Source organism: Bacteroidetes bacterium SB0662_bin_6, assembly GCA_009839485.1.
Classification (GTDB): Bacteria; Bacteroidota; Rhodothermia; order Rhodothermales; family VXPQ01; genus VXPQ01.
In genome coordinates, this window is sequence record VXPQ01000030.1 from 25763 (window position 1) to 48874 (window position 23112).

The 23112-nt window shown below is 54.1% G+C and carries 17 protein-coding genes; 10 read left to right on the forward strand and 7 right to left on the reverse strand.

Annotated features, from left to right (window positions below; genetic code table 11):
• The first annotated feature begins 22 nt into the window (after positions 1-22).
• A complete protein-coding gene (locus tag F4Y00_04690) occupies positions 23-208 on the forward strand; it encodes a hypothetical protein (protein MYE04252.1) in 186 nt (61 codons plus the stop codon).
• Between the two features lie 424 nt (positions 209-632).
• Here the strand turns inward: F4Y00_04690 and F4Y00_04695 are convergent, their stop codons facing one another.
• Genes F4Y00_04695 through F4Y00_04705 form a run of 3 tightly spaced genes read right to left on the reverse strand, consistent with a single transcriptional unit; the run spans position 633 to position 3491 of the window.
• A complete protein-coding gene (locus F4Y00_04695; GenBank protein MYE04253.1) occupies positions 633-1727 on the reverse strand; it encodes an SAVED domain-containing protein in 1095 nt (364 codons plus the stop codon).
• 11 nt (positions 1728-1738) lie between these two features.
• Positions 1739-3238 carry a nucleotidyltransferase gene (locus F4Y00_04700; protein ID MYE04254.1) on the reverse strand — a complete coding sequence of 500 codons (1500 nt, stop codon included), beginning with the start codon at positions 3236-3238 and terminating at the stop codon, positions 1739-1741.
• Positions 3239-3257: 19 nt separating this feature from the next.
• Positions 3258-3491: a DUF2188 domain-containing protein gene (locus F4Y00_04705; protein MYE04255.1), complete on the reverse strand. Its 234-nt coding sequence runs from the start codon at positions 3489-3491 to the stop codon at positions 3258-3260.
• Between the two features lie 375 nt (positions 3492-3866).
• On the opposite strand from F4Y00_04705, the gene F4Y00_04710 reads away from it, so the two are divergent.
• The 6 genes from F4Y00_04710 (at position 3867) to F4Y00_04735 (ending at position 11620) form a co-directional block, all read left to right on the forward strand.
• Complete coding sequence (locus F4Y00_04710) at positions 3867-4874, forward strand: hypothetical protein (GenBank protein ID MYE04256.1); 1008 nt, start codon at positions 3867-3869, stop codon at positions 4872-4874.
• A gap of 6 nt (positions 4875-4880) precedes the next feature.
• Positions 4881-5405 carry a hypothetical protein gene (locus F4Y00_04715; GenBank protein ID MYE04257.1) on the forward strand — a complete coding sequence of 175 codons (525 nt, stop codon included), beginning with the start codon at positions 4881-4883 and terminating at the stop codon, positions 5403-5405.
• Complete coding sequence (locus F4Y00_04720; GenBank protein MYE04258.1) at positions 5402-6655, forward strand: AAA family ATPase; 1254 nt, start codon at positions 5402-5404, stop codon at positions 6653-6655. Before F4Y00_04715 ends, F4Y00_04720 begins: the two co-directional genes overlap by 4 nt.
• Positions 6656-6660: 5 nt before the next feature.
• Entirely contained in the window at positions 6661-7251 is a 591-nt protein-coding gene (locus F4Y00_04725; protein ID MYE04259.1) for a 3'-5' exonuclease, read from the forward strand.
• A 5-nt stretch (positions 7252-7256) separates the two neighbouring features.
• Positions 7257-8843 (forward strand): SAVED domain-containing protein, encoded by a 1587-nt coding sequence (locus tag F4Y00_04730; protein MYE04260.1) that lies wholly within the window; start codon positions 7257-7259, stop codon positions 8841-8843.
• Between the two features lie 296 nt (positions 8844-9139).
• Complete coding sequence (locus tag F4Y00_04735; GenBank protein MYE04261.1) at positions 9140-11620, forward strand: DUF262 domain-containing protein; 2481 nt, start codon at positions 9140-9142, stop codon at positions 11618-11620.
• A 123-nt stretch (positions 11621-11743) separates the two neighbouring features.
• On the opposite strand, the gene F4Y00_04740 is transcribed toward F4Y00_04735, so the two are convergent.
• The 3 genes from F4Y00_04740 to F4Y00_04750 all read right to left on the reverse strand — a co-directional run bounded on the left by F4Y00_04740 (position 11744) and on the right by F4Y00_04750 (position 17200).
• Positions 11744-12775 carry a trypsin-like peptidase domain-containing protein gene (locus F4Y00_04740; protein ID MYE04262.1) on the reverse strand — a complete coding sequence of 344 codons (1032 nt, stop codon included), beginning with the start codon at positions 12773-12775 and terminating at the stop codon, positions 11744-11746.
• Positions 12776-12850: 75 nt separating this feature from the next.
• The gene (locus F4Y00_04745; GenBank protein MYE04263.1) at positions 12851-15637 is read right to left on the reverse strand and encodes a class I SAM-dependent DNA methyltransferase; all 2787 of its coding nucleotides are present in this window, start codon (positions 15635-15637) and stop codon (positions 12851-12853) included.
• 213 nt (positions 15638-15850) lie between these two features.
• Positions 15851-17200 (reverse strand): winged helix-turn-helix transcriptional regulator, encoded by a 1350-nt coding sequence (locus F4Y00_04750; protein MYE04264.1) that lies wholly within the window; start codon positions 17198-17200, stop codon positions 15851-15853.
• 436 nt (positions 17201-17636) lie between these two features.
• On the opposite strand from F4Y00_04750, the gene F4Y00_04755 reads away from it, so the two are divergent.
• On the forward strand, positions 17637-19949 hold the full coding sequence (locus tag F4Y00_04755) for a T9SS type A sorting domain-containing protein (GenBank protein MYE04265.1): 2313 nt from the start codon (positions 17637-17639) through the stop codon (positions 19947-19949).
• A 215-nt stretch (positions 19950-20164) separates the two neighbouring features.
• Here F4Y00_04755 and F4Y00_04760 read toward each other — a convergent pair whose 3' ends face one another.
• Positions 20165-20551, reverse strand: coding sequence for a hypothetical protein (locus F4Y00_04760; GenBank protein MYE04266.1), 387 nt, complete (start codon positions 20549-20551; stop codon positions 20165-20167).
• A 112-nt stretch (positions 20552-20663) separates the two neighbouring features.
• On the opposite strand from F4Y00_04760, the gene F4Y00_04765 reads away from it, so the two are divergent.
• Both F4Y00_04765 and F4Y00_04770 read left to right on the forward strand, forming a co-directional pair.
• Positions 20664-22109, forward strand: coding sequence for a T9SS type A sorting domain-containing protein (locus tag F4Y00_04765; GenBank protein ID MYE04267.1), 1446 nt, complete (start codon positions 20664-20666; stop codon positions 22107-22109).
• Positions 22110-22262: 153 nt separating this feature from the next.
• The gene (locus F4Y00_04770; GenBank protein MYE04268.1) at positions 22263-22943 is read left to right on the forward strand and encodes a TlpA family protein disulfide reductase; all 681 of its coding nucleotides are present in this window, start codon (positions 22263-22265) and stop codon (positions 22941-22943) included.
• The last annotated feature ends 169 nt before the right edge of the window (positions 22944-23112 follow it).

Genomic DNA, 23112 nt, shown 5'->3' on the forward strand with positions numbered 1-23112 from the left:
GCCGGGCGATTCCGCCCGCCTCATGAACCGGGAAGAGTACTTCCATATCGCCGACTCGGACGATGGCTATGTCTCGGAGCTGGTTCGGGGCATGGTGGAGGATCCGGAGGTGCTGGCTCGCTTCAGCGATATATGCGAGAAGCAGTTTTCCAGCCTGACCGCGAATCGGGACAGGATCAAGCGTTTTCTGGATGAGAGTATTTCCTGAGCGTAGTGACGAGAGCCATTACAAATCTCCGGGATCCCAAACTTCGCATCGACTGGCTTGATGCGGCCAGTCTGGTGTTCGGGTGGATATGCTTGCTTGACGATTCTCTCTTCTTGACGTGCATAGGCGCGTTTCTCTTTGCAGTTACACTGGGACAGATTTTGCTCAAGTGGAAGATGTGGCGCGGGTATTATCCTTGGTTTTAGGGGGGGGGATGGCGTCTTTGAGACCATGATGGCGCCGCGACAATTTTCTAAATTCGGAACTGAATTTTGGGTGTTGTCTATCAATTTCAGAGGGCTGAGATACGAAAAATCCGAGGTGCCGCCCGTCGTTTCAACGGGGCAAAAAGAGACCCGGGAATAAGTCGTCGGATCGCGCACCGGAGATTTTAGGTGTCGGGGTAAATACTAAACTTAATCGGTTAATTCCACGTGACTTCCGGGCGATCAATACCACACACGGGCATTAGGATACCCCATGGATACGGTGGTGTCGCAGCCCTTTCAAATTGATAGACGATGATTTCGGGAAGGTTGCGCTTGTCATATAGTCTGCCGAAGCGGAAAACGACGCTGTTCTGGGCAGCAAGGAACAGGTGAATGCGCCGAACACCGCGATTCCCCAATCTAATCACAGTATCGAGAAACTGCTTGCCAAGAGCACGCTGCTTTTCCTCTGACCAATGACAGTCCGGCGAGCCGTCTTCAAGGTCGAGCGTTACAATAGGTACTCTGCCAACCTTGGCTCGAACATCATTTGCATTCACGCCATAGGATACGGATACAGCCAAAGCAATTTCTTGTGAGCCATCCGGCACTTGGCTGAGATCGGCAGGTTTGAAACGCTTACCATCATCCTTACCGTCGATTTGGCGCCAAACCTCTGCATGTCGGTCCCAATCAAAGATACGAACTGCATTCTCGTCGTCAATCAGTACACCGGTCAGAAATGTGAACGGCACCGGGGTAAGGCCGCCGTAAACAAGCATAAAGTCATTGCGGTCGAGACCACCCTCTCGCCGTCTCAGGTCGGAGGTTAACGAAATTATATCTGCAAGTGCAGCTTCCGGCGCCTCAATCTCGCCATCCTTGATTCTTTGGCGAATATCAATGAGGATCTGGTCACGATGTCCTTTCCAACCTGAAGGTATGCTCTCAACAAGAGGTGTGCCCGCAGTATCACGCAGGCCCCGAGCCTCCACGACAACCACTCTCTTACGGCTGAGACGTCTTTGTTCGGTCCTGTAGCGAATGACTTCCCAAATAAATCCTGCTAATATTAGAAAGAATCCAACGATAGCTGCTCCGTAGACGAGCAAAAATGATGTTCCGCCAGCACTGTCGAAGCCGAGATCAATGCGACCATTCCTGAACGGAAACGAAAAATCCAGTGCCCAGCCAGCAGAGAAGGCCATTGTCAGACAACCCAAACCGATCTTCATTATCCGAATAGCCGGAGAACGCCGCCTAAATACCCAGTAGGCCAAGTCCCTTACAAAATGCTTGAAATATCCCATTGGTTGAATATCTATTGGATATTGACGATAAACTGTCCACTTCGCGCTGCGAGATAGCCCTGCTTAACAATAAAGCATTCAATGCTATGTGTGCCCGTATAGAGTGTCGATTCCTTTTTGATCAGTTTCCCCTTTGTTACAATACCCTCATCGAATCCTCCGCGCAAGCCGTTGGCATCTTCGGCCTCCCGGCCAGTGTTTACTATCTGCCAGTATACCTTGTAGGGCTGAGAAACGTTTGTACAGGCTTCGAAGATCAGATTGCAGTACTTGGGCAGTGGATCACTACCGCTACTGAATGTCTGTACACGAAATCCTTTTCGACTATGAGTGGCTCTTTGAATTCTGACATCACCTCCATCCAGGTAATTCCAAGGGGGTGTCTTACGATGTGCCGGACTGAGAACCTTGGCAAACCAGCGGAAACCATGTCGCCCGGATTTCACGGACTCCATAAGATGTTGTCCAAGCCGGGGTTGTAAAGCCTCGATTGCCAATCGCCGGCTGGATGCCTGAGCAGCGCCAATAAAGTCCCTGCGGGCTTGCTCCAGCCATTTGTAGAAGGCGGTCTTGCGATCAGGATATGTCGCCCAACGGTCTGCGAAATTCTCTGCCGGGTCGGTCGGATTGGCAATCCATGCAACGCCGTTGCGATCTTGGATATGCCTGTCTAGCTGATTGAGGATGCTATAAAGTGCTTCAGAAACCGTCGCTTCCTGTTGGTACGCATGTGCAGCTAATGTCGTTAAAATGATGGAAATCGGCTTATCGTCCGGTGATTCAGCAAACATCATGTCGCGGTATTGCTTGAGAATCTGGATGGCACTCTGAAGCGGTGTTCGAACTTCGTAGTAAGGAATTGCCTCTACATTAGCACGAGCCTCCAAGGCCAAGGCGTAGCGACGTGCTTCAAAGATCGCACGCATCTTCGAGTGAAACCAATTTGCGTAGCCTTTAGGGTTACTATGCGGCCAGTCTACGGTGTGCTGCCTGAACTCCGGATGCTCCCTATCCGTAATGGCAATAGCCGTATCGGTCCATTCCGTAGAGAAGCCTCTAGTTTCCAAAAGTTGTCTCTGATGTGCCGCATCGGGGAGTGCTGGTAAGATGTCCATATGGAATCGCGCCTCATCTGCATAGTGCTGGGTCCAGCATCGACGCCCCTCCTCGGGATCTTCCATCCGATGAGCCTCAGCATAGGCTTGAATCTCTCGACCCAGCAGTGCTTTAAGGTCCGCCTGCGTCAGTGACATTTTCGACAGTGACAGTTCGCAGACCAAATCAACATCATAGTCTTCTCCGTCCGATATCGGACGAATCACTGTTCCGAGACGGAACGAACCTTGTATGTAGACCTTCGGAGCTGCATCGAGAACACAAGACGTCTCTCGAAGCAACCAATTCCCAACGGCCTTGTACCTACGTTCCGCTTCCTCATACCGATTTGGTGGCACCTGTAGGGATTCCGCCAAGCCCTCAAGAAGTTCTTTCGTGTGTTGCTGCACTACCATCAGCAAACCCCCTTTTTATCTAGCCCCGGGGGGGAAACGGATCACCACCGTGGCTATCGCTGCCTGCGATGCGTCCATCCCGGTTGTGAATCCGGAACTCAGTGCCTTGGTTGCGACTAATCTCCCGGCCCCGGTCAATGGCATCTTGCTTGGTGTCATGATGACTACTGGCGCGTGTGGCGCCACCACGCTTTACGTCCCAGCCTCCATCGGGATTCGGGACAACATGATGGGTCTTAGGTCCTTTACTCATGGTAAGCCTCGTTGCGAGTTTCACAAAGTGTATTACGACCGCCGCGGGCGCGTAACTTATGTAAAGCAACGGCCCTTAAGGCGGATTTCAGAACCAACTGAAACCGTTTTGCCAAAATATAAGTTCCTGCGATGACACGCTGAAAACGGACAAATTTGCATGTTATTCCGTTATTGCTCCGCCATTATGGCGGTACGTCTTTCGTGATACCTGACAATATGTCGGCATGGGATGTTGCGACGGGGATTTTTGGATTTTGGCACTGTACTTGCTGGTGATGGAGCCCGCGATCATTTGCTTGCAGAACAGCATGGTTTCTCCAGAAATCGATCTTTAAGTCCATATGAATCAGACGTTTACAACCATTAGGACAAAATGACAATCCGCCAACGCTTCGACAGCTTCACGAAAGCCATACGGCCTGATGATGATACGATCAGTGAAGCTCGCCGTCAGGTCGAATACCTTGAAAACAATCTTCACGACCTCATTAACGATGACGAGACTTTTGCCCTCGTCAAAATACTCCGTGCTGGGTCCAACGCGAAGCACACCTCACTCATTCGCACCAGTGACAACGCCTGGGATGTCGATCTTGGAGCCTACTTTGAGGGCGAAGAGGTGGCTGAGGACGAGCTCGACGAGTTGCTGAGTTTTCTTGAGGCTCAAATTCGCCAAATTTATCCCCAGAAGGACGCGGACGACATCCGGGCAGAGCGAAGTGCCGTCCGGCTCGTGTTTCGCACCGGTATCCAACTCAATATCGACGTTGCACCCATTATCTACGATGATGCTCTCGACGTAGAGAATGGTGGCTGGATCCCTCGCCAAGATGGCTGGCGCCTCACATCCGTCACTGCACACAATCAGTTTGTCAGCTCACGCTCGGCGGACAGTGCGACTGTTTCTGGCCCCGTCAAGTTTAACAAGCTCGTTCGCTTGGTGAAATGGTGGAACAACAGGCTGGCGGACGATCTTAAGATGCCATCCATATTCTGCGACCATATTACAGCTGCCGCAATCGAATCCATAGGAGGTGTAACCGACCAGTGGCAGACGAGCATCCGTGAAGTTTTTCGATTCATCGCCCAGACTCACCGCCTTACCTCGCCCATTGTCTTTGACGACTATTACGATCCTAAAGATGTCGTCCCTTCGACAGATGCCGTTGTCGTGATGGATGTAGTCAACCCAGAGAACAATGTCGCAGCAGCAATGAGTTATGCAGACCGTGATGCCTACGTTACTGCTGCCCAAGCAGCCTACGACACCGCCTCCTACGCCCGCTCGCTCGAGATTGATGATGAAATTGAGGAAGCCGTTGATATCTGGTGCGAAGTGTTCGGCGATGCCTTCCGCGAACTCACTGAAGAAACAACCTGATTGACTATGAGTGCTTCTGCTAGCCGTACCCGATCCCTGACTGCTGTCAACACCTACACCGACGTGGTCTCGGTTACCCGAAAGCTTCGGGCAGATCTCCTCCAGGTTCTCGACCATTATGGTTATTTTTCCGAAGATCATGCCGAGGACATTATTCACGACCTCCGACTAATGGTCGATGAGGGAATTTTAGAATCGGTCGAGCTCACATGGCGCGCTTACGGCTCCCATTCTGTTCTTGCAGCGTTCCGCTATTATGTTATTAATGGTAGCATCGCGCCCGCAGATAATCGCCCTGGTGGAATTCCATACAGACCCGATCTCCAGAATGCCCGATTTAATGTCGTTGTCCGATACAACGCGGCTGGCCGAAGGCTTTCCCCCATCGACGAGCGAAACCTTGGATTCAAACTCCCTTGGGTATACGATAATGGCTTTGACTACTTAACTGGTTCTTGGTCAAGCGATCGCTATTACGTCTCAAACAGCATCGGACTCCAGAGATTAGCATTCAATCGAGCATCATCATGAACACTCCATCTGTCCCCATTATTCTCCAACTCCCCGACAGCAAGACCGAACTCGAAGCTTCTGCACTTGACTTTGCAAGTCGAGTTGCTCAAAACCCTCCAGACCCAAACCTCTCGCGCTCGGCTGCACTCAAGCTAGCACTCCGCAAGCTCATCGAGAATTGGGGAGTGGACATATCCGACAAAGCTATTGACACCGTCGTCCGTGACATTCAGAACCTGCGTCGTGGTACCACGGTCGATCAAATTATCCTTCATGCAACAAGCCCCAAAGCTCATATCCATCACCTTCGACCTATGACTGACCCTGCCTTCCAGACCACCAGACTCAACCATTTCGAGGTCGTTCGGGAATACCCGGACTCCTCGGCGGCTGCACTCTACAATGATTTATCCGGCCTGGATGAGCACAAGAAGCAACTTCTTGTCGAGCTCGAATTACTTTTGTTTCATGACCGTGTCAGCGCTTGGAGCAAGGCCCAGCATGACCGCCTGCTTAAGGTTGTCAATTCCCTCAAACACCGTGTCCCGCTTATCATTTTCCAAGGGGATGTTGGAACAGGCAAGACGGCTCTGGCAGAGTGTATTGGAGATGCTCTTTCTCATCATGTTGAGAATAATCGCCCAACACCGGTTCATCTTCTCAAGCTGACCACCCAGGTACGAGGAAGTGGTCTTGTCGGTGAGATGTCAAAGTTGATATCGAGCGCTTTCGATGAAGCTATAACTTTCGCCCAAAGTCGCCCGGCCGAGCCTGTCCTCCTCCTCCTTGATGAGGCCGATGCACTTGCTTCCACTCGAGAATCGACTCACATGCACCACGAAGATCGTGCAGGGCTCAATACCCTCATCCAGCGGCTCGACAATCTCCGCCTCTCCGACCTTCGCCTTGCAACATTGTTTATTACCAATAGACCCGGTGCTCTCGATCCTGCTATTCAGAGACGGGCCTCCCTTATCCTTCGATTCGAGAGGCCTTCTGATGATGCACGACGCAGCCTTTTCGCTAACCGTGTCCCAGAACTCAATCTCACAGAAGACCAACTCAACATACTCGTCCGCCAGACCGGCCCGAAAGGATCAGGGAATGACGGTGTTTCATTTACTGCCTCTGATATCACCGAGCGGTTATTGGGCAATGCCCTCCGCGAGTCCTATGCAAACAATAAACCACTCTCGTTCGAGTGTCTCACCGCAGCCGCCCAGTCTATTACACCCACACCCCCTTTCCGCGAGGACATATCAGTATGATGAAAATGGACGATAATACTACCCTTCCAGACGAAGTATTTATTTCGGTTGATGTCGAGACCAGCGGCCCCGTTCCTGGCCTTTACGCACTCCTCTCGATAGGCGCATGCGTAGTTGGCCAAGAAGACAAGACATTCTATATAGAGCTTTGCCCCCCAGACAAGGCATTGACCCTCCCAGATGCAGTCGCCGCCACAGGTATGGATATCGATCGTCTTTGCAAGGAAGGTACTGCCCCTGCCATTGCAGCTGCCGAATTTGCGTCTTGGATCCGCCAAGTTTCGGGTAATACTCGCCCCGTCTTTACTGCATTCAACGCTTCCTTCGACTGGTCCTTTGTGAATGATCTTTTCGTTCGCGCCGGGATTGACAACCCCTTCGGTTACACAGCTCTTGATATGAAGGCGTTCTACATGGGGCTCTCTGGATGCTCATGGGATGAAACCCGATCGAGTCGCCTTCCTGAAGCGTTGCAACCAAGTCCTGTTCGAGAACATCACGCCCTTGATGATGCCGTTGCTCAGGCTATGGTTTTCGGTAAGATGCTGAATTATTCCCGCAGCGCCCGGACCTATTTCCCTAACCAGAATATTTAGAGCATATGGCGGGCAATGATGCAGCATCTGGGGCTGGCTACCAAGACGAATACTGGGTGGGAGCATACTATCTCGCGGCATTGTTCGCGGAGGCCTTTGCCGAAGGCGATATTGGCAAAGTGACCAGGGTCGAATATCAGCGTGGACCTCTTGGGGACGTTGTTGTGTATGGCGACTCTGCGTCAGGACAAGCAACACTTGATCTTCAAGTCAAGAGGCGCCTACAAGTCTCAGCAAAGCGCGGAGATTTCCCCAAAGTCGTTCGCCAGATGTGGAAAACTGTCAAGGATCAAGGTTTCAAACAAGGTATTGATAAATATGGCCTCGTCGTAATGAGGGGGTCGAAGCCACTAAAAAGACTTGGTAAACTCGCTAAGCGGGCAGCAGCATGTACTGCCTCCGGTCCGTTTTGGACAGCGATTGATGATTTGAATCAGGGAGAAAAAGATGTTCTGAAAGCAGTTATGGATGTGTCTGAATCCATAGACTCCTCTAACGTCAAAGACGTAGCTTGGAGAATCTTGGGGTCAGGAATGGTGGTGCTTGAAATGGATCCAGCAAATGCCGAGAGCCCTCATCGAGCATACCTGCGAAGCTGGGTAGATTCGCGTGTGCACAGTCCACGGCGTACGGAAGCTATAGTAAACACTATTTATGAATTTTCAAGCCAATGCGACAAAAATCGTGGGAGTGTTGACCTCGCAGGTTTGGAACGAAAACTTCTTTCTAGCGGTCACTTCCTGACTCCCTCTCTATCGGCCCCGATGGTCGTGGCACTGGAGAGCATGGCTCCCGTGCGTTCAGAAGAGCTTGCCCCAGCTATTTTAGGTGAGGAACCTGATCGATTCGATATGGATCTCCGACATCTTACATCCGATAACGTATTAACGGATCCTGATGAAGCTGTCCGATATATTGCTGACGAGAATAGTCTGCTCCGTTCCGCAGTGAATACCCAGAAAGATCGCAAACTCATTCTCTGCGGACGATCTCATATTCCGCTTGCGGCACTTGTAGGATACCTGGTTGGCGACCGGGGAGATGTTCGTGTACTTGACTGGCATCCCAATGCAGAAGATCAATGTTGGAATTGGCCCGAGAACGACTTGTGCGCATACCCACACCTAATCCGCACTGAAACTGGACAAAGAGGGACGATGGCTGTCCGATTCTCTTTGAGTTTCTGGGTTGGCGAAGATAGTTCGGCTTCTGGACTGCCAAGCACAATTGAACGGACTGTAGGCATCCTCGATCAAGTCGTCCATCTATCTCATCCCGAACTCGAGCACTGTGGGACACTTCGCGCTCGGTCTGTTCGCAGCCAACTTCAAGCACGAGCTTATGCCGATGAATTCCGCAACGTACTCGACAGCGCTGTTAGTTTAACATCAAAGATCGATGTGTTTTATGCTGGTCCTCTGTCCGTCGCTTTTGAAATGGGTCGTCGAGTTGCATCGACAATGCACCCTCCGACCACTGTTTGGAATTACGAGGCCGGGAAATATACCTGGGGTATCTGTCTAAATCCTCGGAACGGGCAGGGGGTGGGTCTTCCCAAGGCGGTATTCGCACCGGACTACAAAAAAGGCTGAGAAAGGCAGTTTGGTTTGTGATTGGACATATTTGAGTGTGTCCGCTTTTTTGGTTTCCGGTAGCCGGAAGGTGTAACGAATACGAGGCGGTGAGTTACAGGCCATCTTTGACTGCCTGCGCTACGTTACGAGGAACATTCACGTCGAGCACTTGACAACCGAACCACCAACGATGTATTATACCCGGCGGAAATTGCTTGTCAAAGCGGTATAACCCCGCGGGCCAGTACAACAACTAAAAGTACGAAGAATTTGTCCCGTTTTTACGGATTATTTTTATCCTTGAAAGAGATAGCATGGAGCCTCAACACATTGCATTTCTGGAACTGTTCAACGGACAGGTGCAGTATGTGGTGCCCCGCTGGCAACGCAGGTACTGTTGGGGTCAATCTGACATTGAGAGGTTAGTTGACGACCTTGTGACGGTCGCACGAGCACCTGCAGGATCTATAGCGGCGCACTATGGAGGCACCCTACTCACGTTCCCAGGCTCCCGTACGTCAGGGGTGGTGACAGTTCACCGTGTCGTAGATGGGCAGCAAAGGCTCACGACTGTAAGCATTCTTCTTGCTTGCATCGCCGATGCACTCGGTGCAAACGGGCAATGTGGAGAGTGGACCGCAGAGATAATCAAGAATGACCGGCTTACGAATCCAGGAAAGAGCGCCGACAGGTTACGTAAGCTACGATTGCAAGATGGGGACGAAGAAGAATACTGGTCGGGCCTCGAGGGTAACCTGCAAGGGGCAGGTGCAATTACCCAAGCTTGGAGGATCGTGCGAAGGCTGGTTAGACAAAACGATGTCGCCCAACTCCTCGAGGGGCTCCAGCGGTTTAGGGTGGTCAGTATCGGGCTCGGAGAGCACGACGACCCTCAGCAGATATTCGAAAGCCTGAATGCGACAGGGCGTCCACTAACAGAGAGCGAGAAGCTCAAGAACTGGCTGCTTATGGGTCTGCCGGATGCCGAACAGCAAGAGCTCCACGACCGCCACTGGAAACGGATAGAGGCCTCGCTCAATGCCGAGTATTCCACAGACCGGATCGACACTTTTCTTCGGGACTTTTTGCGTTGGAAGACCGGTGAATTGCGAGGTATCAGGCATGTCTACGAGGATCTGCGCCGGTGGGCCGTACGGAACGGCAAGGCTGAGGATCGTCGGTCCCTGTGCTCTGAATTGGCAGATATAGCCGAACGCTACGGGATACTTACGGGTACGGGCGGGTCTCACGGTGACAAGCATATTGAACGGGAGCTGAGTCATCTCCGAGCCCTGGGGTTCGACACGCACCGACCACTGACGCTTCGCTTGCTCTGCGAAGCTGCGGCTGCCGGAGACACCGGGTGGACGAATGTAACGCTGGCCAAGGTGTTCGCGGGCATCGGAACATGGGTTACTCGGTTTTGGTTGTCGGGTCGCCCCATGGCGGGTATGAACAAGGCGTTCGCTGAACTTGCTCACGGACCCGGCCCGGCAGATGACGAAGATCCTGCGGAATTCTGGCTGGGACGGATCCGAAAATTCCGGAACTCGCGTGTTGAAGTACCCGACGACGAGGTGGTGCGGGACGGAATCGGCGAGCGCAAGGCGTACGGCGGGAGTGCTACGGGTGCCACCAAGGCGGTCCTCTGTGCGATGATGGAGGAGGAGCAGCGTGGCGATTCTCCTGCACGTGTTGCGCTCACGGTTGAGCACGTAATGCCTCAGAAGTTGACGGACGAATGGAGGCTGGCGTTGGGAGATGATGCCGAGCGTATCCACGGGTGGTACCGTGACCGACTTGCAAACCTCACCCTGAGCGGGGTCAACGCGGAACTTGGGGCGAAGTCTTTCGAAGAGAAGCGGGAGATCATGAAACGTAGTGGTGTCCAGTTGACTAGGTGCATCGCAGACGAAGATGCTTGGGATGAAGCGGCGCTCGAGCGGCGTGCCGAGTATCTTGCGGACCGGGCGCTCACCCTCTGGCCGTGGTCGGATCCGGATGCACAAACCCGCAGCACACAAGATGGAACGTGGCAGATGAAATGGCGGATAGAGGGAGGCGACTGGCATCAGGAAAGTGCGGCAGCTCAGGTGGTGCTCAATGTCGCCGGAGCACTTCTTAGCCGCGATCCGAAGAATGCAGACCGACTACGGGGTGACGCGGTTTCCTCGAATCTGCAATTGGCGAGCCAGTATCCATCTGGTACCAAAGCCGGGACCCTTACCATGCGGGCCGTACCCGGTCACGATTCTTATGTGTTGTATCCTTATGGACGGGACCTGAAGGCAAGTGCTGCAAGGTGTAGAAAAATGGGGGAGCAGTGCGGGCTCATGGTTGAGATCGAGTTTCCAGACACGCTGCATATTACTAAGGCTTTTTGGGCATTTCTCAAAGAAGAAACGGGAGGCCTGCCGGGTCAGTCTGACGGTTGGCGTAGTTGGAATTGTTGGACGACATGGCTCAACGATGCGCGTGATGTGATCGGTGTCAGCCTCACCGACGAATGGATGGGGGTCTACCTCAGGGCCTCTGAGCACCAGAATACGCCGAACCGAGTCGAGCGTATGCTCCAGTATTCCCGCGAGATCCGCAAGACGATGAGTGATCAGGAATTTGATGGGAATGAGGTGTCACTGAGCAAGAAGGGAAGGAGTATCTCGGTTCGGCGGACTTGGGACCGCGACGACAAAGACGGTTGGCCAGAAGCCGCCAGATGGATCAAGGACCAAGCGGATCGGTTGCAGGATGTTGCGGAGACGTTTGTTTCGATCCCGGGGCAGGTTACCGATTAGCCGGGTTGAACTAGTTTAGTATTTATCCGACAGTTCGCCCAAAAACAAGGGCGGACAACGCATGGACGGGTGCATCATGGTCCGGCGCCCAGCTAATGGTCTGGACAGAGTATCTCTTCCTTTTTATTCAAAGTTTTCGAAAGGGATTGTAATATCCAATCCCTTTGATTCAATGACCTTGATAATCACTTGAGCAGGGACACCCGCATAATGTGGTGAGAACCCCTTTTGATCGACATTTTTTTGTGTCAAGTTCTTGGAAACAATACCAATTATATATCCATCCTCCGAAATTATTGGGCCACCGCTATTTCCCGGCCTAGATATTGCGGAGCACAAAAACAGATTTTCTTCCTTGGGAGGATATAGAGTAACGGATTCACTTGTGACAGCCCCTCCGTGCATTGTTAATATCGGTTCGTGTTTCGTGTTCGGTATTCCAGAAAAGCCAAGTGCAAAAACATTTTTTCCAATGACAGGGGCTTGAAATACCATGCCTGGTACAGGTTCCAGTGACTTATCCACTTGGATAATGGCAACATCTTCCTTTTCATCCTCAAGGATGGGTTCCTGCTTGATGTTGCATTGAATATTTTGAAAATTCTGCTTTTTATCGAGATGTAAGTCGCGTGTTACATGTGCACATGTCAAGATGTGTTGCCTGTCAAGAATAATACCAGTTCCTCCTTTCTCATCCCCGGCATCATTTTCTCCTTTAATGTGGACTATACTGGGAGAGATTGTTTGATACAAAAAATCACTTCCCAATGCAGGGATCAGCCGCAAGAGCCCTTGTCCGCGCACCGCAGATTCGCAATAGGGTTGTATTAGTAGATAGCGATCATGAGCCCCCGGTGCCTTATCTGGCTCATTACGTAGATTTAGAAGTATTCCACCAGATACTGCCTTGTCTAAAATCGAAATAATTCGAAAAATATTTGGATTTTTGTTTGGAAAGATATTCTTTTTTTCCAAGTAGGTAACGAATTCAGACAACGAAAAGAGTTTTGGAAAGATATACCGTTTTTTACCTATTATCTTGCAGTTATTAATATATTTTTCGGCATCGAAAAAATCCAAAGCTGCAAGGATTAATTTTTTGCGGGATGCAAGGCCCCACGGGGCATTCATTGCGTTCCAATTTCCCAAATCCATAAGAAGTGATCTCTGTATTACGAGACGGTTTTCTTGAGTTTAGGCCAGATACGGCTAAATGTCAAATATTATATTTTAGGCACGTACCGTCTCTCCCTTCCCCCTCACCACCAGCGGCTCCATCATCTTCTCGTACAGTCCCAGCAGATACTCCACCCGCTCCCGCTCGCTGGCGAACCGGTTCCGGCGATAGAGCCGGTCCACGGCGCGGTCGAGGGCCTGGTGCGCCTTGCGGAGATTGGGCGGCATGAGGTCGGGATCGTAAAGATCGGCGAGTGTGGCGTCCGGATGGGCGGTGCGGGCATCGAGCACTGCCTGAGCGAGCGGCTCCAACTTGGCAATGCTCGGGCTATTCGTATGAAATCCGGGCGGTAGAGGGAAGGTGTTGTAGACCACCCCGACGGAGTACATGTAACGACTTTCCAAGCGCCCGGTTATCGCACGCATCCAGGCCATATGCATGGTCGAGGTAAGCAGGGCGAAGTCCGTGAGGGTGGCATTGGGGAGGAGACGAAGTTTGTCGCTTGGGATAACTGGCGGTTCGAGCCAACCAATAGGTACATATTCCCGTCGCTCGGAACTGACCTGCGGAACAACCAAAAATGGCGCTTCGGGAAGAACGTTCACATGGTATAGTGTGGGCGTGTCCGCCAATTTCAATGTTGGCTTGCTTTTGCTTGCTCGCCGATATTCACGGACTGCGACAATACGCTCCCGTACATGGGGCAGCTGTCCCAGTATGTTGGGTCCAGCGTCATGTAGGGCAAGTATCCAGCGCTTGCCACCTTGTAGATATTCACGAGCTCCTACAAAAGGGCGCAAAAAGGGCGTGGCTTCCGGCTCGGATGCCAGGAAAGCACTTCGTTCGTCGGAATCAAAAATGTATAAGCCGTTATCGATGGGCTTGGAGCCTGTGATCAGCTTCCCCATCCCATTAATCGGCCGGGATTCTGACCGTACCACCACCCTCGGATCCGCCAACCCACCCGCATCGAACAAATACGGCGAAAGCACCGCATGTCCGCTCTCGTGCGGTTCGCCCTTTGGATCGTCATAGGAGAAAAGCCGCTTCTCTTTGGGCGCATCGCCCCGCTTCGCCAGCCCGATAATCACCACATGCACATGCGCCATGCCCCTTGCATCCGAACCCCAGGCGAATGTCCGGTGCGCGAACGCGATCTCCAGTCCGCAGCGGCCAAACAGGATCGGCCAGAGTTGCGCCACCTGCTCGCCCTGCGTAATGGAATTGGTGGCCACGAAACCGATCTGCGCCGGACTCTTCTGCACGTATTCTCCGGCCCGGATGAACCATGCGGTTACGTAGTCGAGCGTGCCGCCGCTCTTGCCCAGCGCCGCGATCCGCCGCACCTGTGCCCGCTGCTCCGCCGACTGGAGCTTGGCCCCCCCGAACGGCGGATTGCCAAGCACATACGAACAGTTCTCCGGCGGCAATACGCCACTCCAATCCATTTCCAGCGCATCCCCATGCACGATGTGCGGAGACGTCTCCAGCGGGATGCGCACGTACGTCTCCCCGAATTCCAGGCTCAGGCGGTTGTTCATGATGTGATCCATCATCCACAGGGCCACCTCGGCGATCCGTGCCGGAAATTCCCCCAGCTCGATCCCGTAGAATTGATCGACATTCACCACTGAAAGCAGATCGACCAGCGCATCGATCTGCCTTCGGGGCCGGGTTTCTTTCAGCACCTCGATTTCCAGGGCGCGCAACTCCCGGTAAGCGATAATCAGGAAGTTGCCGCAGCCGCAGGCGGGATCAAGGAAGCGCAGTTTGCCGAGCCGCTGCTGGAAAGCGAGCAGTTCCGGAAGGCGGCGGCTGTCCCTGCGGGCCTTGAGCCGGGCGAACTCCGCCCGAAGATCGTCGAGAAAGAGCGGTTCGATGACCTTGAGAATGTTCTTCTCGGTGGTGTAGTGCGCGCCCTGCCTTCGCCGCTCGTCCTTGTCCATGACGGACTGGAACAGGGAGCCGAAGATGGCGGGGGAGATGTTCGACCAGTCGAACCGGCAGGCGTCGAGCAGGCGCTCCCGCATGGAGGCGTCGAAAGAGGGAATCTGGAGCCATCCGTCGAACAGGTCCCCATTCACGTAGGGGAAGCGGCCGAGGTCCTCGTCGAGATTGCTGGCGCGTTCGTCTTCCGGCGTATCGAGGATCTGGAAGAGGTGGGCGAGCTGTCCGCCGAGGTCCGAACCGTCTTCCGATGTGCGGTTCTCCAGCAGATCGAGGAAAATGTCCCGGGGTTCGAAGATGCCCGTGTCGTCCGCGAAGAGGCAGAACACGATGCGGACGAGGAACTGCTCCAGATCGTGCCCCTTGTAGCCGGAGGCTTCGAGGGCGTCGTGGAGCTTGCCCACTCGTTCGGCGGCCTCGATATTGACGGGGTCCTGATCCTTGAACGAGCGCTTCTGTACGCCGAGGATGAAGCCGAACTTCTCTACATGCGCGGGCAGGTCTTCGAGCGCAAAGGATACATGCTCTCGCTCGTCCCGATCGTACAGTTCGAACGTCTGGAAATCGCTGACCAGAATGTAGCGTGGCCGATCCTGGTTGCGAAGCGCATCGAAATACTCGCCGGCCTGATCATAGGCTTTAGCAAGGTTGCGCCCCGCGCTTTTTTGCTCGACTATCAGGACGCCCGGCCAGAACAGGTCGATAAATCCACGGGCATCGCCCAGCCTCTTCACATTTTCCTCATAACGGGCTACGCTGCGGCGCTCAACCCCGAATATCCGGAAGAAGCTATCGTAGAAACTTTGCGTTTCTCCCTTTTCATAACCTGCGTCTTCCCATTCACGGGCGAAGTCCGCCGCGCGGGAGCGTATTTCATTCCAGGACAGGCGCATGCGTTGGGGCGCGTGGCTTCAGGGACTCATCGGGTGCGTCGACGCGAAACAAGGTCGCAATCCTGTGTCTTAATTGCTTCGGAATCTTGTTCGGCCGAATCGGAGCGCCTTTTTAATGGGCCAGTTTATAGGCTAGTTTATAGGCCAGTTTATAGGCCAGTTTATAGGCTAGTTTCTTGGGTAGCTTCTACGTTCCACATAAAGGTTTATCTATTATAAATGGTCGTCATCCATAATCTCCCAGCGCCCCTTCCTGGTGGACCCGACACGGCGGATGCGACCTGCTTTTCTGAGATTAGCAAGGTGATACTTGACGCCGGAAAGAGTGATTCCTATGTGTTCTGCCAAGGCTTTTCTGGTGAGTTCCGGATCCTCGCGCAATAAGGCAAGGATCTTTTCCTGGGTGGTCGCCGCCGATGCTTCGAAAGTGCCATCACCGGGTCCAATGCTGTCACGGTAAGCCTTTGAAAACGGAAAATCGATCCATAATCCGTCCGATTCCACCCGTATGTCCGGCTCGGGCGTATCCGCCTCGCGACAGGCCTCGAGGATACGCTGAATTCCTCTGCCCCAGGTTTCGATTTCTCCGGCTCGAAAAAAGGCATTCGCCACATCCGGATTGAAGGGTTGGGAAGGATGCCGGCCCAGTAATTTTTCCAGCGACCAACCCTCGGGCAATTCCCCGGGATTCCATATCTGTAACCGGTCGGCGTATATCCGAATTTGTATGTGTGCGGGAATGGCGTAATCCCGATGGACGATGGCATTCAACACCGCTTCCCGCAACGCCCTTTCCGGTACCGGATAGGTCTCAATGCGCTGGATACCTTCGTAACTAATGGTGGCCTTGAGGTACTTGGTCAGCAACAGGTCCATCGTTGTATTGACCTGCATGAACAGATTGCCACATATCTCGTCCTGATACCGCAGGTCGGTCTCGCCCTCAAAATAGCCAATCCTGACCGCTGCCCCGGTAAAGAAGCGTTCAGGATCTGGATGAAACAGGAGGATGGCAGCTCGTTTGAGATATCGTCCCTCTGTCAGCCGCAATTTTTCAATCAGTCCAACATTATCCTCGTCGAGTACATCCTTTTCCAGACGGTTGGTGTGGGTTGCCCGCTTGCGGAATCTGATCAAACTTTCGGCATCCAGGTCGCCAACCCCCACGCGCGGAACCGGTGCTGCATCCCAGCGCTTTCCCGTTTTTCCCAGCAGGAAGCGATCAAGAGCCGCGCCCGTGAGCACCTGCTTGGTACTGCCGCTTCGATAGTGATACTTGCCGCGATAGCTGATCGCCACCGGATACGGTTCGACCACAATCTGTACGTATGATTGCCCATTCTCCTCCAGAAGATTAATGTCGGCCACAATTCCGAGCAGGTCGCGGAGTTTGTTGGGTAACTCTTCCATTAACCGTTCAGCGTTGTCGAGCCCCACCATTTTCCCCTTGTCGTTGCGGCCCACTTCCAGCACGCCGCCCTGCGCATTAGCGAAAGCGCACAGCCACTCCAAGTACTTATCGTGCCAGGACTCTTTCCATTCGGTGTGCTGATCCTCGTTCATGCGCTTTTCTCCACTGGGCGTTTACTGAACGCTATACGTTTGGACTTGGAATCTCATCGGGTGCGTCGACGCGAAACAAGGTCGCAAACCTGTGTCTTAATTGCTTCGGAATTTGTTGAAGTGGGTCGGGGCGCCGCTGTCCGGCATAGCATCTACGTTGTTTGGAAAGCAGCTTTCCATTAGCGATGGCGACCTATACACACTAAAACTAAACGGATTAACCCCCGATCTATATGGAATACACACAATGATTAGGGTAGTATACAATTGTCATAATTAGAGGCCGGACCTCGAAGGCCACGAGCGCATTCGCCCGTGTATGACATATCTGCGGCAGACCCCCATTCTGGCTTCATTCTAACCCTTTCTTAAAAGAATCACAGTCGGGCCGTCTCGGTCTGAGTACACCGAGATCCGAAAAAATCTGTACAAGACCATGAAGATTGTAACCCCGATGTTTTTGGTGTGCCTGCTGGTGTTTGCAGGTGTATTCTCCGGAGCGCGCCCAGCCTTTGCACAGTTCGATGAAGTCTGCCCGAGACCGGCTGAGTTTCCGGCCCTGGACCCGAACGCAGCAACGGCTGAAAAGGTGGAGAATGGCGAGGCCACCCTGACAGAATTCGTCACCGATTATTTCACGTACGCACTGCAAGTCAGCGCTTCTCCGCTGGCGGCCGGGTACTTCGGATGTGCTTTGACGCATGAGGGACCCTGGAATTACGGCTCCACCTACATTGCTACCATGACCCCCAGAGGCACGCTGGTTCTGCACGGCAAGGATATACTTTTGTCGGGCGGAGTGGTCGACTCTACTATGCTCCGGATAGTCAGCGAGGCAGCTTCTGCATCGCTGGGTGGCAGTACTTTCGAGTTTGAGGGCGACGACGGCTACGCGCTCTCTTACTTTAACCCCGATGGCAGCGCGGCCTTCCTGACTGCCGGCCTTGATATTCAGGAATCCCATCTCGTGGAAGACGCCGTCGATCCCGGCGATCCCCCAGCCGTAACGGCCCGCGATGTAAAGGACCGCGAGACACTGAAGGCTTTCGTGAACGGGGCACTGGATTACATGCGGGGCCTCTATGAAACAGAAGGTTTTGATGCCACTCTTAGAGTAAAGAGGATATTGCGGGATACGACCGGATACTGGAGATACGGCCCCACCTACCTCTTTGTCATCGATCTCACCGGCTATACATTCTTTCACGGGGCGTTCCCGGAGAAATACGAGCTCCGGGCTCCCACGAATACGCTCAGAGACGCCGTTACCGGAGAGCTTATTCTGCCTCAGATTATCGCGGCAGCGACCAACAACGAAGAGGGAGGCTTCGTCGAGTATCATTTCGACAATCCCGATGACGACACCGACAGTGCCGAAATTCCCAAGGTGACCTTCGCCCGCCAGTATGAAGTTACATTCACCCTCCCCAATGGTAACCCGGCATCCCTTAAAGCCATCATCGGCGCCGGCATATATGAGGATGCAGTGGCGGCGTGCCCGAGGCCGGATGGCATTCCGGCTCTGAACCCGAATGCAGCAACCGCTGAACAGGTGGAGAACGGCGATGCCACCCTTACACAATTCGTGACCGGTTTGTTAACATACGGGGCGCAAATCCGGGGCTCGCGAAGGTCGTTCGGGTACATCGGATGTCTCGCAACACATGAGGGCCCCTGGAATTTTGGTTCTACCTATTTGGTAACCATGACATCTGCCGGCAGACTGGTTTTGCATGGGCAGGATGTGCTTTTGACGGGCGGACTGCTTGATTCTCCTGTTTTCGGGTCGATCGCCGCGGCAGCGTCTGCGTCGCCAATTGGAAGTGCTTTCGAGTTTGAGGGCGACGACGGCTACGCCTTCCCTTCCATGCAACCCGACGGTAGCCAGGGCATCGCAACCATTGGCCTCGATATCCGGGAATCTCATCTCGTGGAAGAAACGCTCGATCCCGGCGCTGCTCCAGCCGTAACAGCCCGCGATGTAACGGACCGCGAAAGCCTGCAGGCTTTTGTGAACGGGGCGGCGGATTACCTTGAAGAACTCTATGCCGCAGGAGGACTTGACGCCATCCTGAAAGTAAAGAAGATATTGCGGGATATGACCGGGTACTGGAGACACGGCCCCACCTACCTCTTTATCATGGATCGTAACGGCTACACACTCTTTCATGGGGCGTTTCCAGAGAAGTACGAGTTGCAGGCTCCCACGGAGACCCTCAGGGACGCTGTTACCGACGAGCTTATTCTACCGAAGATTATCGCGGCGGCGACGAGCGACGAAGAGGGAGGCTTCGTCGAGTATCATTTCGACAATCCCGATGACGACACCGACAGCGCTGAAATACCCAAGGTGACCTTCGCCCTCGAGCGTGAATTTATATACGTCTTTCCTGATAGTACCGAAAGACCCTTTGACCTCATCATAGGCGCCGGCATATATGAGGATGACGTAACGTCGGTCGAGCCTGTGGACGGAGAAATTCCCGCAGCCTTCGCGCTGGAGCAGAACTATCCGAACCCGTTCAATCCCTCCACAATGATCGAGTTCTCGCTCAAGCGGGCGCAGGCCGTCACGCTGACGGTCTATGACGTGCTCGGTCGCAAGGTCCGCGTGCTGACCGACGGCGTGCAGCCCGCGGGCCGCTACAGTGTCTCTTTCCATGGAGCGGGTCTGGCCGGGGGTACGTACCTGTACGTCTTGCGTACTGAACAGCACGTTTCTGTAAAGAAGATGACCTTGCTCAAATAGTTTTGTCACGCCGGTGCAGGAAATAATAATCGCCCGGCTTCGGATTGCTCGTAGGGATCGGTGAAATCAATTTCGGCGTGGAGCGTGTCGCGCGCAGTCACACAGCAAAAGCCGCGCGTCGAAGCTTTCCCGACGACAATTCAAGGATGTTGGGCGCTGGACTTCGTGAGACGGTCGGCCAATTCTCGGACGACGGGATCTGGGCCACCAGAAGATCAGAACATCCCGTTGTCGTTTGCCGCAGTGTCGGGAATGACCTGTAGCACGTCCCAATGCTCCACAATCTTGCCTCCACTGTCGAACCGGAAGATGTCGATGCCGGCATAGTCGCGATCGGCGGGCCAGTGCTGGTAGCAGTGCAAGACAACAAGGTCGCCTTCGGCAATCGCACGCTTGAACTCTACTCGCTTGCCGGGATACTCTCTCGCCATGCGCTCGAAGTAGTCGATGAAGGCTTGTTTGCCGTCGCCGACGCCCGGATTGTGCTGCGTGTATGTTCCTCCGACGTACTGCGCGATGGCGTCGCGGGGCCGGCACTTGTTGAACATCAGGTCATAGAATGCCATGGCATCCCGCTTCATTTGGTCTGTGCGGCTATCCATTGCTCCTGATTTCCTCCCGTAAGTCAACTTATCGGTCTTCGCGCTGATGACGCTTCTATTGGGACTTATATCGTAAAGTAACCATTTCCGATCAGGCAGAGAAAAACAAGTGATGCCAGTCAACAGGCATAAGCCAGAGCGGTGGAAACAGGATATTGCGCAGTCTGTAGACATGTACAGCGACTGGTTCATTTCCCCGCGTCCAGACAATCGCATGCCTGCTATGATGTCTGCTTACCCGTTCATCCGCATTGCAATGGGTTTGTCTGCAGCACTCATTGCGCTCATGACGATGATCCCCGTACAGGCGCAGACGACTTCCGCTACCTATACGGTGACGTTCCAGGGCAACTGGACTACCGCCAGCACCCCCGGCGGAGTGGTGGGTGGCGCGCACTTTACCACGCTGGTCGGTGCGGTACACAATGACATGGTGACATTCTGGGAGTCCGGCGGTACTGCCACTGCCGGCGTCGAGTTGGTAGCGGAAATAGGTGGTACGAGCACCTTCGAATCCGAAGTCGCTGCGGCAGGCGCGAATGCTTCTCTCGTCAAGCAAAGCATCGGCGGCACGGGAACCTCTAAAGCTACGTTCGATATCGAGGTCACAAGCGATCGCCCGCTGTTCACCCTGCTGTCGATGATCGGCCCCAGCCCGGACTGGTTCGTCGGCGTTTCCGGCTTGTCCCTGCTCAATGTTCAGAACCAATGGTTGTCGTTGCGTGAGGTCGATCTGTTTCCGTACGATGCCGGGACCGAGGACGGATCCGAATTCAGGCTGAGTAATGATGCTACCTCGCCTCAAGGAACGATCACGAGCATCAAGGGAACGGGCAAGTTCTCCAACGAACCCATGGCGATGCTCTCGTTCGAGCGGCAAGGGACGGACAACGACCCGGGCGGAGGTGGCGGCGGAGGCGGACCATCAGGGCCGAGCGAACGGGACTTGACGTTTAATTACCCTCACAACTTTAATGCGGAGGAACGAGACGGCTTTATAAATGTGCAGTGGTCAGAACCTGCGTACCCTGACGTAATAGATTCTTTGGAATACAAGGTTCAAGAGGGATGGTTTACAAGCGCAGCCTATGATCTTGGCGATGTGGTTATCCCGTGGACGCGCATTGATAAGGCTACTACAAGCCTGGATATTGACATTTATGCGCTGGCGCCGGACACGAAGCACATCTTCTTCATACGTTCGGTAATGGCGGAGCGGGTTAGCAGTGCAACCCGCACTAATCTCCCCGTGGTCCATTACAGCGCAGTGTCTGTCGAGGGCGCGGAGCTTCCGGCGGAAGTCGAACTTTCGCAGAACTATCCGAATCCGTTCAATCCGCAGACGACCATCGACTACGCCTTGCCGCAGGCAGGCGATGTGAGCCTCGTCGTGTACGACTTGGCCGGGCGCATCGTGTCCACTCTTATTGACGGCATACAGCCTGCCGGGCATCACGAGGTGCGGTTCAATGCTGGCGATCTGCCAACGGGGACATACCTATACCGTCTGCGCACAGGTGCAGAGACGGTTACTCGAACCATGACCTTAATGCGATGAAGGCACTGTACAGTTTAGGCAGTGGAAAACACATCATCTCGGCTGGCAAGGCCAAGTATACGAATCGAATGCGGTAAGCCAGGCGTATATTCCCTGGGGCACTATTGTCCCGGCCTCATTGAAGCAGGCAATCCCTGATGGGGGAAGATTCCGATGACGAGATGGATCCTTTCAGCGGTAGCGCTGCTGGTACTGGCTGGCGGCTGGCTGGTGATGAACCTGGTTGCTCCGGCAGAAGAGGCGCCGGCGCCCCACCCGCACGAATACTCCCCTGTGGTCGCGATCGACCTGACCGCGGAGGTGGCCGGCGCCGGCGGTGACAGGCTGGTGCCCTGGGAAGTCCTCCGCCGTGATTTCTCCGGCATGTCGAGGGACGGAGCCGAGATCGACCTTGAGGATGTGGTGCGCGGCAATCGCGTCACCCTCCTGACCTACTTCACCGAGTGGTGTGACAACTGCCGGTACGAGGCTCCCGACCTGGTGGCCAAGTACGGCGTGCACCGGGAAGACGGTCTGATGATCATCGGGCGCAGCGAATACTCCCACCCGGACGTGGTGGCCGAGTACGTCGACGAGTTCGGCATTGAGTATCCGGTCATCCTGGGAAGCCCCAATCCGGACCCCGACAACGAGGATCTGGTGCGCACCACGACTGCGCATTTCCGCATGCGCAAGGCGCTCCTCGATCCGCGCAAGTGGGGTACGCCCCTTAACGTCGTGGTGGTGGATGGAGACCCTACCCGGGCTTCGATCGTGACCGGCGAGTTCTTCCCCGGCGCGTTCGACGAGACCTTCGGCGGGTACCTGGACGGAAGCGTCGCAGCGGCGGACTAAGCGTCGGCCATGGACCGGAGAAGCGGTCCGAAAAAACTGTTCGGTTTTCTCGGACTATTTCTATCTTCCTTCGTGACGTGTGCATATGGGACGCCACCCGGCGATCCCTCCAACTGCCGGGCCGGGAGGCCGCCCCCGTCCGCCGTGTCCGGATGCACCGTTTGAATCA

Coding starts and splice junctions, on each gene's coding strand:
- F4Y00_04700 (MYE04254.1), bottom strand. CDS start 3,238: ATGGTAGTGCAGCAACACACGAAAGAACTTCTTGAGGGCTTGGCGGAA.
- F4Y00_04745 (MYE04263.1), bottom strand. CDS start 15,637: ATGCGCCTGTCCTGGAATGAAATACGCTCCCGCGCGGCGGACTTCGCC.
- F4Y00_04740 (MYE04262.1), bottom strand. CDS start 12,775: ATGGATTTGGGAAATTGGAACGCAATGAATGCCCCGTGGGGCCTTGCA.
- F4Y00_04750 (MYE04264.1), bottom strand. CDS start 17,200: ATGAACGAGGATCAGCACACCGAATGGAAAGAGTCCTGGCACGATAAG.
- F4Y00_04730 (MYE04260.1), top strand. CDS start 7,257: ATGGCGGGCAATGATGCAGCATCTGGGGCTGGCTACCAAGACGAATAC.
- F4Y00_04705 (MYE04255.1), bottom strand. CDS start 3,491: ATGAGTAAAGGACCTAAGACCCATCATGTTGTCCCGAATCCCGATGGA.
- F4Y00_04765 (MYE04267.1), top strand. CDS start 20,664: ATGCCAGTCAACAGGCATAAGCCAGAGCGGTGGAAACAGGATATTGCG.
- F4Y00_04735 (MYE04261.1), top strand. CDS start 9,140: ATGGAGCCTCAACACATTGCATTTCTGGAACTGTTCAACGGACAGGTG.
- F4Y00_04760 (MYE04266.1), bottom strand. CDS start 20,551: ATGGATAGCCGCACAGACCAAATGAAGCGGGATGCCATGGCATTCTAT.
- F4Y00_04690 (MYE04252.1), top strand. CDS start 23: ATGAACCGGGAAGAGTACTTCCATATCGCCGACTCGGACGATGGCTAT.
- F4Y00_04710 (MYE04256.1), top strand. CDS start 3,867: ATGACAATCCGCCAACGCTTCGACAGCTTCACGAAAGCCATACGGCCT.
- F4Y00_04720 (MYE04258.1), top strand. CDS start 5,402: ATGAACACTCCATCTGTCCCCATTATTCTCCAACTCCCCGACAGCAAG.
- F4Y00_04715 (MYE04257.1), top strand. CDS start 4,881: ATGAGTGCTTCTGCTAGCCGTACCCGATCCCTGACTGCTGTCAACACC.
- F4Y00_04695 (MYE04253.1), bottom strand. CDS start 1,727: ATGGGATATTTCAAGCATTTTGTAAGGGACTTGGCCTACTGGGTATTT.
- F4Y00_04725 (MYE04259.1), top strand. CDS start 6,661: ATGGACGATAATACTACCCTTCCAGACGAAGTATTTATTTCGGTTGAT.
- F4Y00_04770 (MYE04268.1), top strand. CDS start 22,263: ATGACGAGATGGATCCTTTCAGCGGTAGCGCTGCTGGTACTGGCTGGC.
- F4Y00_04755 (MYE04265.1), top strand. CDS start 17,637: ATGAAGATTGTAACCCCGATGTTTTTGGTGTGCCTGCTGGTGTTTGCA.